This is a genomic window from Blautia massiliensis (ex Liu et al. 2021) (assembly GCF_052064225.1).
Classification (GTDB): domain Bacteria; phylum Bacillota; class Clostridia; order Lachnospirales; family Lachnospiraceae; genus Blautia_A; species Blautia_A fusiformis.
The window spans coordinates 1-12,982 of the sequence record NZ_JBQHWA010000020.1; the positions used below are offsets into that span (position 1 = coordinate 1).

Annotated in this window: 8 protein-coding genes; 7 read left to right on the forward strand and 1 reads right to left on the reverse strand. The window is 45.3% G+C overall.

Annotation, left to right across the window (positions count from 1 at the left end; genetic code table 11):
- The first annotated feature begins 79 nt into the window (after nucleotides 1-79).
- A complete protein-coding gene (gene thyA / locus ACTNDQ_RS09385) occupies nucleotides 80-928 on the forward strand; it encodes a thymidylate synthase (protein WP_092071400.1) in 849 nt (282 codons plus the stop codon).
- A gap of 23 nt (nucleotides 929-951) precedes the next feature.
- Nucleotides 952-1,446, forward strand: coding sequence for a dihydrofolate reductase (locus ACTNDQ_RS09390; RefSeq protein ID WP_015524334.1), 495 nt, complete (start codon nucleotides 952-954; stop codon nucleotides 1,444-1,446).
- 147 nt (nucleotides 1,447-1,593) lie between these two features.
- Here the strand turns inward: ACTNDQ_RS09390 and ACTNDQ_RS09395 are convergent, their stop codons facing one another.
- Nucleotides 1,594-2,619, reverse strand: coding sequence for a branched-chain amino acid aminotransferase (locus ACTNDQ_RS09395; protein WP_021651824.1), 1,026 nt, complete (start codon nucleotides 2,617-2,619; stop codon nucleotides 1,594-1,596).
- 149 nt (nucleotides 2,620-2,768) lie between these two features.
- On the opposite strand from ACTNDQ_RS09395, the gene ACTNDQ_RS09400 reads away from it, so the two are divergent.
- The 5 genes from ACTNDQ_RS09400 (at nucleotide 2,769) to ACTNDQ_RS09420 (ending at nucleotide 12,923) form a co-directional block, all read left to right on the forward strand.
- On the forward strand, nucleotides 2,769-4,004 hold the full coding sequence (locus tag ACTNDQ_RS09400; RefSeq protein ID WP_279198841.1) for a 5-bromo-4-chloroindolyl phosphate hydrolysis family protein: 1,236 nt from the start codon (nucleotides 2,769-2,771) through the stop codon (nucleotides 4,002-4,004).
- 71 nt (nucleotides 4,005-4,075) lie between these two features.
- Entirely contained in the window at nucleotides 4,076-5,224 is a 1,149-nt protein-coding gene (locus ACTNDQ_RS09405; protein WP_059085427.1) for a toxic anion resistance protein, read from the forward strand.
- An 84-nt stretch (nucleotides 5,225-5,308) separates the two neighbouring features.
- Nucleotides 5,309-6,373: a flavodoxin-dependent (E)-4-hydroxy-3-methylbut-2-enyl-diphosphate synthase gene (gene ispG, locus ACTNDQ_RS09410; protein ID WP_288787257.1), complete on the forward strand. Its 1,065-nt coding sequence runs from the start codon at nucleotides 5,309-5,311 to the stop codon at nucleotides 6,371-6,373.
- Nucleotides 6,373-10,866 carry a PolC-type DNA polymerase III gene (locus ACTNDQ_RS09415; protein WP_441064449.1) on the forward strand — a complete coding sequence of 1,498 codons (4,494 nt, stop codon included), beginning with the start codon at nucleotides 6,373-6,375 and terminating at the stop codon, nucleotides 10,864-10,866. The genes ispG and ACTNDQ_RS09415 overlap by 1 nt, the downstream gene beginning before the upstream one ends.
- A gap of 98 nt (nucleotides 10,867-10,964) precedes the next feature.
- Nucleotides 10,965-12,923 (forward strand): fructose-1,6-bisphosphatase, encoded by a 1,959-nt coding sequence (locus ACTNDQ_RS09420; protein ID WP_173753359.1) that lies wholly within the window; start codon nucleotides 10,965-10,967, stop codon nucleotides 12,921-12,923.
- Nucleotides 12,924-12,982 lie beyond the last annotated feature (59 nt).

A 12,982-nucleotide genomic window follows, 5' to 3' on the forward strand; every position in this document is an offset into this window, starting at 1 on the left:
AAAATAAATTTCAGGGGCATTTTTAAGAAAAAAGCAGCCCGGGATCGAATAGAAGAAAATTACAGGAGGAAATCAACAAATGAGTCTTGCAGATAATATATTCATTGACATGTGCAAAGATGTCATAGAAAACGGAACCAGCACAGAAGGTGAGAAGGTACGTCCTGTGTGGGAGGATGGAACTCCGGCTTATACCATCAAGAGATTTGGTGTTGTGAACCGTTATGATCTCCGGAAGGAGTTTCCGGCACTGACTTTAAGAAAAACAGCGTTAAAGAGTGCAATGGATGAGATTCTATGGATCTGGCAGCAGAAATCCAATAATATCCATGATCTTCACAGCCACATCTGGGACAGCTGGGCAGATGAGAAGGGCTCCATCGGAAAAGCCTACGGCTATCAGTTAGGTGTGAAGCATCAGTATAAAGAGGGAATGATGGATCAGGTAGACAGAGTTCTTTTTGATCTTAAGAACAATCCGTACAGCAGAAGGATCATGACCAATATTTATGTACATCAGGATCTCCACGAGATGAATCTTTACCCATGTGCCTATTCCATGACTTTCAATGTAACCAAGGAACCCGGAAAAGACAAGCTGGTCCTTAATGCGGTGCTGAACCAGAGATCGCAGGATATCCTGGCTGCAAACAACTGGAATGTGTGTCAGTATTCTCTTCTTCTCATGATGATCGCACAGGCCTGCGATATGGAAGCCGGAGAGCTTGTTCATGTGATCGCAGACTGCCATATTTATGATCGTCATATTCCGGTAATTAAAGAACTGATCTCCAGAAAACCGTATCCTGCACCGACAGTAAAACTGAATCCGGAGATAAAGGATTTTTATAAATTCACCACCGATGATCTGATCGTGGAGAATTATGAGACATGGCCACAGATCAAAAATATTCCCATTGCAGTATAATTGCATAAAGAAAGGAAGCAAGAATGAATATTATTGTTGCAGCAGATAAAAACTGGGGAATCGGAAGAAATAATGAACTTCTGGTAAGTATTCCGGCAGATATGAAGATGTTCCGTGAGGAAACTACAGGAAAAGTGGTTGTTATGGGAAGAAAAACACTGGAGTCTTTTCCAAACGGACTTCCTCTGAAAAACAGAACCAACATTGTGATCACCGGCAACAGGGATTATCAGGTAAAAGGTGCGGTGATCGTTCACAGCATCGAGGAAGCACTGAAGGAAGTGGAGAAATATCCGGCAGAGGATGTGTACTGTATCGGCGGAGACAGTATTTACAAACAGATGCTTCCGTACTGTGATACAGCTCATGTGACAAAAATCGATTTTGCATATGAAGCGGATGCGTATTTTCCAAACCTGGATGAGGACCCGGACTGGGAGATCACAGCGGAGAGTGAAGAACAGACATACTTTGATCTGGAATATGCGTTTGTGAAATATGAGAGAAAAGATAGATAATGTGAGCACAGATCATAAAGCAGAATGAGAATGCCCGCTTTGTACAGAAAAACAATGAAGAAATAATAAAAAAACAGACCACCGAAAAAAATACGGCGGTCTGTTTTTTTGTGCTTAATGTTATGTATAATGACGAAAATCCGGTAATTACTCGATTACGTGGATCCATCCCTTCGGTGCTTCGATGCGTCCCATCTGGATACCGGTCAGTGTGTCGTACAGCTTCTGGATGACCGGACCCATTTTTTCCATTCCGCTTGGGAAGCAGATTTCTTTGCCGTGATCATTAATCTTTCCGACTGGAGAGATAACTGCAGCAGTACCGCAAAGACCACACTCTGCAAAATCTTTAACCTCATCGAAGTAGACCTCACGCTCTTCAGCTTCCAGTCCAAGGTACTCCTTTGCAACGTAGATCAGAGAACGACGTGTGATGGAAGGAAGGATGCTGTCAGACTTCGGTGTTACAACCTTGCCGTCTTTAGTAACGAAGATGAAGTTTGCTCCGCCTGTCTCCTCAACTTTTGTACGAGTCTTGGGATCAAGGTACATGTTCTCATCAAAGCCCTGTTTGTGAGCATCTACGATAGCATGAAGGCTCATTGCGTAGTTCAGGCCAGCCTTGATGTTACCGGTTCCGCAAGGTGCGGCACGGTCATAGTCGCTGACACGGATCGTGATCGGTTTGGCGCCGCCTTTAAAGTACGGACCAACCGGTGTTGTAAGGATACGGAACTGATATTCGTCAGCCGGTTTAACACCGATCACGGCGTTGGAACCAAACATGTACGGGCGAAGATAAAGTGTTGCGCCGGAACCATATGGCGGAACCCATGCAGCATTTGCCTTAACAACCTGCTCAACAGCGTCGATAAATCTTTCCTTCGGGAATACCGGCATTTCAAGTCTTGCCGCAGATGCAGCGATACGCTCTGCGTTCAGGTCAGGACGGAAAGTAACGATATGTCCGTCTTCTGTTGTGTATGCCTTCAGACCCTCGAATACACTCTGAGAATACTGAAGCACACCAGCACACTCGTTGAGTACGATATTAGGGTCTGTGCTTAAAGTACCCTCATCCCATTTTCCATCTTTAAAATTAGACACGTATCTGTAGTCGGTTGGCATGTAAGCGAATCCGATGCTGGACCAGTCGATGTTCTTTTTTTCCATAACGATTCCTCCGTTTACAATTTTTACTTTTTACCATTGTAAAACTTTTACGTGATGACTTCAATAGTTTTTTGTTCCTTTTTTTCATTTGCTTGTAATTTTAATATGATTTCGATATAATAAAAATTATCTATGGACTGGAGGGAAAAATGGACAATCACGAATTTGAAGACCTTGGAAAAAAGATTCAGGATATTGTAGATAATGCAGTGAATTCAAACAGCTATCACGAATTAAGCCATACGATCAACCAGACAGTAAATAAGGCCATTGATTCCGGAAGCGAAGCGCTGAAAAATGCGCTGAATTCCGTGTTTGATCCGGGTGCTGATCCGGAATTCCGTAAGAAAAGCTATACATACCAGAGCCCTTATTACGGAAGAAGCAGAAAAGCAAAGCAGCAGGCTGCAAGGAAACAGTCGGAACTGCTCTACGGAAAGACTACCGGTGAGAATCTCAAAGGCATGATGATGGCAGTTTCCGGTGGGATACTTTTAAGTGGCATGGGGCTTGGAGCCATGGTGCTTCTGATCTGGATGGGCATTGGACACAGCGGTGCACTTGCAGCAGGTGTGCTTGGAGTGATGTGTGCAGGCGCAGCAGGTGGCGGTGCTCTTTTGGGAGCAGGAACAAGCCGTCTCGGAAGACTGGGACGTTTCCAGAAATATATCCGTGCGCTGGGAGACCACACCTACTGTAATTTTCAGAAGCTTGCCCAGGCAGCAGGAAAGAACGAGAAATTTGTAAAAAAGGATATCAGCAGAATGATCCAGAAGGGCTGGTTTCTGGAAGGCCATGTGGATGAGCAGGGAACCTGTCTGATCACCAGTAATGAGACCTATCAGCAGTATCTGGAAACACAGAAGCAGCTGGAGCTTCGTAAACAGGAAGCAGATCCTAAGGTTCAGCTGGAGGAGAATATGAGTCCGGAAGCCCAGGAAGTCCTGAGAAAAGGAAATGAATTTCTGGTAAAGATCCGTGAGAGCAATGACGCCATTCCCGGGGAAGAAATTTCCGCAAAGATTTCCAGGATGGAAATGATCGTTCAGAAAATTTTTGAGCGTGCAGGAGAGCATCCGGAGGTGATTCCGGATCTTAAGAAAATGATGGATTACTATCTGCCCATGACTGTGAAGCTTCTGGAAGCTTATGAGGATATGGATGGACAGCCTGTACAGGGCGAGAATATCACGGCTTCCAAGAAAGAAATTGAAGAAACCATTGATACACTGAATATTGCTTTTGAGAAACTTCTGGATTCCATATTCCGGGATACCGCATGGGATGTATCCACCGATATTTCTGTGCTGCATACAGTTCTGGCACAGGAGGGACTGACAGAGGATGATTTCGAAAAAATGAAACAGAATGCGGAAATGAAATAAGTACAACGAGCAGATCAGAAGCTGAAATACAGACATCTGCCGGAAGGTACAGCTGATCAAGGAGAATGCTTATGGGAGAAGAATTTAAAGACTTTGAGGTAGAAGCACCGGTGCTGACTCTGGAACCGGATCTCACGGAAGAAAAAGAAGAAATTGCAAAAAAAGAACCGGAGAAACCCCAGGAGCCTGCAGTAGAGGAACCGGTGTTATCTCCCCAGGAACAGAAAATCGTAGAAGATTTTGCAGCAAAGATCGATATTGAAAATACAAACCAGATTCTGCAGTACGGAGCCGGCACTCAGAAGAAGATGGCAGATTTTTCTGATGCAGCGCTGGTAAATGTGAAGACACAGGATCTTGGGGAGGCAGGAGAGCTTCTTGCAAATGTGGTAGGAGAATTGAAGGATTTTGATGCCACAGAGGAAAAGGGATTTTTCGGCTTTTTCAAAAAACAGACAGCGAAGGTGGAAACTCTGAAAAACCGTTACACAAAGGCCGAGGGAAATGTGACGAAGATCACGGAAGCTCTGGAGCAGCACCAGATGCGTCTGATGAAAGATTCTGCCGTGCTGGATAAAATGTATGAGCAGAACCTTGCATACTTTAAAGAACTTTCCATGTACATTCTTGCGGGTAAAAAGAAGCTTAGGGAAGTCAGAGAAGGCAAGCTCAACGAATTGCATCAGAAGGCAGCGGCAAGCGGACTTCCGGAAGATGCACAGGCTGCCAATGATCTGGAAAGCAAATGTGACCGCTTTGAGAAAAAGCTTCATGATCTGGAGCTTACCAGAACCATTTCTATGCAGACTGCACCGCAGATCCGCATGATCCAGAACAATGATACGACGATGATCGAGAAGATCCAGACAACCATTGTAAATACCATTCCTCTCTGGAAAAGCCAGATGGTGCTGGCTCTAGGGATCGCGCACTCCACAGAAGCCGCACAGGCACAACGGCAGGTTACGGATTTTACTAATGAACTTCTGAAGAAAAATGCGGAAACGCTTCACCTGGCATCTGTGGAAACTGCAAAGGAATCCCAGCGTGGTATTGTAGATATTGAAACTCTGAAAAAAACCAATCAGGAACTGATCCAGACACTGGATGATGTGATGAAAATCCAGCAGGAAGGCCGTGAAAAACGTCAGGCAGCAGAGGCAGATATGAGACGTATGGAAAACGAACTGAAAACAAAGCTGCTGGAGATCCGACGTTAGGAGTAAGAGTAAAAAGATAGTTCGGAAAGGAAAGGCAGGGCGTTTGAAGACACCTGCCTTTCAGGATTCATAAAGGAGATTTTTATGTACAGAGATCATACAAAAGTAATAAAAATTGGAAATCGTGTTATCGGAGGAGGAAATCCGATCCTTATCCAGTCCATGACCAATACGAAAACTGAAGATGTAGAAGCAACGGTTGCGCAGATCCTTTCACTGGAAAAAGCAGGCTGTGATATTATCCGCTGCGCAGTTCCTACTATGGAAGCTGCGAAGGCTTTATCCCAGATCAAAAAGCAGATCCATATTCCGCTGGTTGCGGACATCCATTTTGATTATCGCCTTGCCATTGCAGCCATGGAGAACGGTGCGGACAAGATCCGTATCAATCCGGGAAATATCGGTTCCAAAGAGAGGATCCAGGCAGTTGTGGATACAGCAAAGGAACGGAATATCCCTATTCGTGTAGGAGTAAACAGCGGTTCCCTTGAAAAAGAACTGGTAGAAAAATATCACGGTGTTACAGCCGAAGGACTTGTGGAGAGTGCTCTTGATAAGGTGCACATCATTGAAGAGATGGGATATGACAATCTTGTGATCAGCATCAAATCTTCTGATGTTCTCATGTGCGCCAGAGCCCATGAACTGATCGCAGAAAAAACACAGTATCCTCTTCATGTGGGAATTACAGAAGCAGGAACTCTGTATTCGGGAAATATCAAATCAGCTATCGGACTTGGGATCATCCTGTATCAGGGAATCGGAGATACCATCCGTGTTTCTCTGACAGGCGCGCCGCTGGAAGAAGTGAAATCAGCCAAAAGGATCCTGAAAACGCTGGGACTTCGCAAAGGAGGCGTGGAGGTTGTTTCTTGTCCGACCTGCGGAAGAACAAAAATCGATCTGATCGGCCTTGCAAACCAGGTAGAGACTATGGTACAGGATATTCCTCTTGATATTAAGGTTGCGGTTATGGGCTGTGTGGTAAATGGACCGGGAGAGGCGAAGGAAGCAGATCTTGGAATTGCAGGAGGCGATGGTGTTGGTCTTCTGATCCGGCATGGAGATGTTGTAAAAAAAGTACAGGAAACGGATCTTCTGGATACACTTCGTCAGGAACTTCTTACCTGGAATGAGCAGGAGTCATAATGGAGAAAGATTTTTTTGATGTATTTCCGCATCTTAAAGTGAAGAAAGAGCTGGAAGAACTTCTGGACATGGTATTTGTGACAAAGGTTTCCATGAACCCCGGAAGAACTCATCTGAGGGTTTATATCGAAAGCAGCCGCTGGATACACAAGAAGAATATTTTTGCGCTGGAAGATGAGATCGAACGGCAGTGCTTTCCGGGGATTCCCATGACTGTAACAGTTGTGGAAAAATTTCATCTTTCCGAGCAGTATACACCGGAGAACTTTCTGGAAAGCTACCGTTCCAGTATGGAGATGGAGCTGCGCAACTATAACATGCTGGAGTACAATCTGTTCCGCAGATCAAAAATCATTTTTACAGGAAAAGATACCTTGCGTATGGAGCTTCCGGATACGGTTATTTCCAGACAGAAAAGCGAAATACTTGTTGAATATTTTCATAAGGTTTTCTGTGAACGCTGCGGTATGGATCTGAAAGTGGAACTGGATTTTGTGGAAGTGAAAGAGAGTAAATACCGGAAAAATGCTGCACTTCAGATCAAACAGGAAGTGGAAAATGTCCTGAAGCATGCCAAACTCAGCGGGGATCAGGAAAGCGAACCGAAGCAGGAGGATACAGCCAGGGAAGAGACAAAGAAAACCTCTGGAGATAAGAAGGGCGAAAAGACAAACGAGAAGAAATCCGTTGACAAAAAACAGCAGAAGGTTCAGAAGGGAGATTTCCGCGGCAGCTTCGGATTCCGCAGGGACAGCAATCCGGATGTGGTTTACGGCAGAGATTTTGATGGAGAAACGATTCCGCTGGAGAGCATTACCGGTGAGATGGGTGAGGTTATCATCCGATGTCAGGTTATGGATGTGGAAGCTCGTGAGATCCGAAATGAGAAAACGATCCTGATCTTCCCTGTGACCGATTTTACGGACAGTATTGTTGTGAAGATGTTTCTGCGTAACGAGCAGGTTCCGGAAGTGACGGAAAGTGTAAAAAAAGGCGCATTCCTGAAGCTGAAGGGAGTTACCACCATTGACCGTTTTGACAGTGAGCTTACTATTGGAAATATTACAGGTATCAAGAAAATCGCCAATTTTACCAGCACAAGAATGGATACCAGTCCTCAGAAGCGTGTGGAGCTTCACTGTCACACCAAGATGAGCGATATGGATGGTGTCAGCGATGCAAAGGCATTGGTAAAACGTGCCTATGAGTGGGGACATAAGGCTATCGCTATCACGGATCATGGCGTGGTGCAGTCCTTCCCGGAGGCAAATCACTGCTTTGATGCCTGGGGCGGTTGTGTTCCAAAGGAGTCTGATTTTAAGGTGCTCTATGGAATGGAAGCGTATCTGGTAGACGATCTGAAGGGTATGGTCACCAATTCCAAAGGGCAGCGGCTGGATGGAGATTTTGTTGTTTTTGATATTGAGACTACGGGATTCTCAGCACTAACCTGCAGGATCATTGAGATTGGCGCGGTAAAAGTGGAAAAAGGACAGATCACAGATCGTTTTTCCACCTTTGTAAACCCGGAAGTGCCCATTCCGTTCCGTATTGAGCAGCTGACAAGCATCAATGATTCCATGGTCCTGGATGCACCTGTGATAGAGGAAGTACTGCCGAAATTCCTGGAATTCTGTGAGGGCTGCGTGATGGTGGCCCATAATGCGGACTTTGATATGAGCTTTATTATTGAAAACTGTAAACGGCAGGGGATTTCGGATGATTTTACTTATGTGGATACCGTTGGTATGGCTAGATTCCTTCTTCCTGCCCTGAACCGTTTTAAATTGGATACGGTAGCCAAGGCAGTAGGTGTTTCTCTTGATCATCACCACAGAGCTGTGGATGATGCGGCATGTACCGCAGAGATTTTTGTGCGGTTTGTAAAGATGCTGGAAGAAAGAGATATTTTTGATGTGGATGAGATGAACAGGCAGGGGGCGGTTTCACCGGATACCATCCGAAAGCTGCCCACATACCATGCTATTGTTTTTGCAAGAAATGAGACCGGAAGGATCAATCTGTACAAGCTGGTAAGCCAGTCCCATTTAAAGTACTATCACAGAAGACCAAGGGTTCCCAAAAGCGTGCTGGAAAAATACAGGGAAGGCCTTCTGGTGGGAAGTGCCTGCGAGGCAGGAGAGCTTTATCAGGCACTTCTTCGCAATGCACCGGATCAGGAGATCGCCAGACTGGTAAATTTTTATGACTATCTGGAAATCCAGCCTCTTGGGAACAATGCGTTTATGCTTGCGGATGAAAAACATGATATGATCAATTCTGAGGAAGACTTAAAAGAGATAAACCGGAAGATCGTAAAACTTGGAGAACAGTTCAAAAAACCGGTGGTTGCCACCTGTGATGTGCATTTTATGGATCCTCAGGACGAGGTTTACCGACGGATCATCATGGCAGGAAACGGATTTTCTGATGCAGATAACCAGGCCCCGCTTTATCTTCGTACAACGGAGGAAATGCTGGAGGAATTTTCCTATCTGGGAAGTGAAAAGGCGGAAGAGGTGGTGATCACCAATACCAATAAGATCGCGGATATGATCGAGAAGATATCACCGATCCATCCGGATAAATTTCCACCGGTCATTGAGAACTCCGAGCAGGATCTTAAGAATATCTGTTTCACGAAGGCCCACGAAATGTACGGAGATCCGTTGCCGAAGATCGTGGAGGACCGTCTGGACAGGGAGCTGAATTCTATTATCTCCAATGGTTATGCGGTAATGTATATCATTGCACAGAAGCTTGTGTGGAAGTCCAATGAGGACGGCTATCTGGTTGGATCCCGTGGTTCTGTAGGTTCTTCTCTGGCAGCGACCATGTCCGGTATCACGGAGGTAAACCCTCTGCCGCCTCATTATCTCTGTCCGAATCCGGACTGTAAATACAGTGATTTTGATTCCCCTGAGGTGAAAAAATACGCGGGTATGGCAGGATGTGATATGCCGGATAAGATCTGTCCGAAATGCGGTGCCAGGATGAACAAGGAAGGCTTTGATATTCCTTTTGAGACATTCCTTGGTTTTAAAGGTGATAAGGAGCCGGATATCGACCTGAACTTTTCCGGTGAATATCAGGCCAATGCCCACCGGTATACAGAGGTTATCTTCGGAAAAGGGCAGACCTTTAAGGCGGGAACCATTGGTACCCTTGCGGAAAAAACCGCATTTGGTTATGTGAAGAACTATTATGAGGAACGGGGGCAGCACAAGCGTTACTGTGAGATCAACCGTATCGTGAAGGGCTGCACCGGTGTCCGCCGTACTACTGGCCAGCATCCGGGAGGTATCATCGTACTGCCTATGGGTGAGGAGATTGAGAAATTTACACCTGTGCAGCACCCGGCCAATGATGTGAACAGTGATATCATTACCACACATTTTGATTACCATTCCATTGACGGAAATCTTCTGAAGCTTGATATACTTGGACACGATGATCCGACAATGATCCGTATGCTGGAGGATCTGACCGGCATCAGTGCAAGAACAGTTCCGCTGGACCAGAGAGATGTCATGTCCCTGTTTGCGGGAACGCAGGCTCTGGGGATCAGCCCGGAGGATATCGGCGGCTGCAGGCTGGGATGCCTCGGGATCCCGGAGTTTGGTACAGACTTTGCCATGCAGATGTTGATCGATACCAAGCCGAAATATTTTTCTGACCTGGTACGTATTGCTGGACTTTCCCATGGCACGGATGTATGGCTTGGAAATGCCCAGGTATTGATCCAGAATGGTACAGCTACCATTTCCACAGCAATCTGTACGCGAGATGATATTATGATCTATCTCATCGGAAAAGGAGTGGAAAGTGGTCTGGCGTTTACCATCATGGAGAGTGTCCGTAAGGGAAAGGGGCTTCGTGAGGAATGGATCCAGACTATGAAAGAGCATGATGTTCCGGACTGGTATATCTGGTCCTGTAAGTTGATTAAGTACATGTTCCCGAAAGCCCATGCGGCAGCCTATGTTATGATGGCGTATCGTATCGCCTGGTATAAAGTGTTTCATCCACTGGCTTATTATGCAGCATTTTTCAGTATCCGTGCCACTTCCTTTTCCTATGAACTGATGTGCATGGGAAAAGAACGTCTGGAATATTATATGGCGGAGATCCGGAAAAAAGGTGATGAGGCATCCAAGAAGGAACAGGATACACTGAAGGATATGAGAATCGTACAGGAAATGTACGCCAGAGGTTTTGATTTTGTGCCGATCGATCTTTATAAGGCAAAGGCACACCGGTTCCAGATCATCGGAGATAAACTGATGCCTGCTCTGGATACCATAGAGGGTCTTGGAGATAAGGCAGCAGAGGCAGTTGTGGATGCTGCCGCAAAAGGCAGATTCCTTTCCAAGGATGATTTCCGTGATCGTACCAAGGTCAGCAAGACCGTTATCGATCTGATGGATGATATGGATCTTTTTGGAGATATCCCGCAGTCCAATCAGATGTCACTGTTTGATTTTACGGGTTGATATATGATACCGGAAGGGCTTACAATAAATAAAAAATACTGCCGTTTATCCTGAAGGCTGATCTGGCAGTGAGAACTCCCAGGAGGATACCAGATACTATGAAAAAAGAAGAATTAAGATACCTGCAGCGACTTGCGGAGCTATATCCTACTATAGCAAAGGCTTCAACAGAGATCATCAATCTGCAGTCTATATTAAACCTTCCGAAAGGTACCGAGCATTTCATGTCGGACATTCATGGAGAATACGATGCGTTTTCCCATGTTCTTCGGAATGGATCAGGGGCTGTACGAAAAAAGATCGATGATGTATTCGGACATACCTTAAGCAACAGCGACAAACGTTCTCTTGCCACACTGATCTATTATCCGAAGGAAAAGATGGAGGTTGTAAAAAAACAGGAAGAAGACATGGAGAATTGGTACAAGATCACACTTTATCGTCTGATCGAAGTATGCAAGACAACGGCATCCAAATATACCCGTTCCAAGGTCCGTAAGGCACTTCCTGCAGACTATGCATATGTGATCGAGGAGCTGATCACAGAGAAAGCGGAAGTTCTGGACAAAGAAGCATATTACGATGCCATCGTCAATACGATCATTGAGATCGGCCGGGCAGAGAATTTTATCATTGCCCTGGCAGAACTGATCCAGCGTCTTGTTGTGGATCATCTTCATGTGCTGGGAGATATTTATGACAGAGGTCCGGGCCCGCATTTCATCATGGATCGTTTGATGAAATATCATTCGCTGGATATCCAGTGGGGAAATCATGATGTGGTCTGGATGGGAGCTGCTACAGGACAGAAAGCCTGCATTGCAACGGTGATCCGGAACAGCATCCGTTACCGAAATATGGATATTCTTGAGGATGGATATGGGATCAATCTCATGCCTCTGGCAACCTTTGCAATGGAGGCTTATAAGGATGATCCATGTACTGCTTTTGAGATGAAGGGAGATGCCAATAACTATAGTATTCTGGAAGAAGAGCTTGGACGGAAAATGCACAAGGCTATTGCCATTATCCAGTTTAAGCTGGAGGGGCAGCTGATCCGCCGGCACAAAGAATTCCATATGGAAAATCGTTGTTTGCTTCATAGGATCGATCCGAAAAAGGGAATGATCACACTTCCGGACGGAAAAGAATATCCGCTGACCGATACATATTTTCCTACTATTGACTGGAAAAAGCCATATGAACTTACTACAGAGGAAAAGGATGTAATGGAACGCTTGGATTCCGCGTTCCGAAACTGCGAGAAACTGCAGAATCATGTCCGGCTTCTTCTGGACAAGGGAGGCCTTTATAAAACTTATAATGGAAATCTTCTGTTCCATGGAAGTATTCCGCTTAATGAGGATGGAAGTCTGAAAGAAGTCCAGATTTATGGAAAAACCTACAAAGGAAAAGAATTGTACGATGTTCTTGAGACTTATGTGCGCCGGGCGTTTTTCTCTGTAAATGAGGATGAAAAGCGTAAAGGCAGGGATATTATGTGGTATATCTGGGCAGCTCCGAATTCACCGCTGTTCGGAAAAGACAAGATGACCACCTTTGAACGTTATTTTATTAAAGATAAGGAAACACATAAAGAAACTAAAAATGCCTACTATCATCTTCTGGAAAATGAGAATGTTGTAGATGATCTGCTCCGTGAATTTGAACTGGATCCGGAAAAAGGTCACATCATCAACGGGCATGTGCCGGTTCACCAGAGTGAGGGAGAGAGTCCTGTAAAATGCAATGGCAAAGTTCTTGTGATCGACGGCGGTTTTTCCAGACCATATCAGAAGGTTACGGGGATTGCCGGTTATACACTGGTTTATAATTCCTACGGGCTGATCCTGTCTGCTCATGAGCCTTTTACTTCTGCGGAAGAAGCGGTAGCCAAGGAGCAGGATATTGTTTCCAACAGGGTGGCAGTTCACTACAATAACAAACGTACTCTGGTCGGTGATACCGATACCGGAACTGCTCTGAAGGAAAGGATCAGTGAGCTGATCCAGCTTCTGGAAGCTTACAGAAAAGGTATCATCAAAGAGAAAAAATAAGCAGAATTGAGAAATACAAGAAGGGTTTCCTGTATGCTATAGTAAACAGAGGTAATGCA

Coding starts and splice junctions, on each gene's coding strand:
- ACTNDQ_RS09400 (WP_279198841.1), top strand. CDS start 2,769: ATGGACAATCACGAATTTGAAGACCTTGGAAAAAAGATTCAGGATATT.
- ACTNDQ_RS09390 (WP_015524334.1), top strand. CDS start 952: ATGAATATTATTGTTGCAGCAGATAAAAACTGGGGAATCGGAAGAAAT.
- ACTNDQ_RS09415 (WP_441064449.1), top strand. CDS start 6,373: ATGGAGAAAGATTTTTTTGATGTATTTCCGCATCTTAAAGTGAAGAAA.
- ispG (WP_288787257.1), top strand. CDS start 5,309: ATGTACAGAGATCATACAAAAGTAATAAAAATTGGAAATCGTGTTATC.
- ACTNDQ_RS09420 (WP_173753359.1), top strand. CDS start 10,965: ATGAAAAAAGAAGAATTAAGATACCTGCAGCGACTTGCGGAGCTATAT.
- thyA (WP_092071400.1), top strand. CDS start 80: ATGAGTCTTGCAGATAATATATTCATTGACATGTGCAAAGATGTCATA.
- ACTNDQ_RS09395 (WP_021651824.1), bottom strand. CDS start 2,619: ATGGAAAAAAAGAACATCGACTGGTCCAGCATCGGATTCGCTTACATG.
- ACTNDQ_RS09405 (WP_059085427.1), top strand. CDS start 4,076: ATGGGAGAAGAATTTAAAGACTTTGAGGTAGAAGCACCGGTGCTGACT.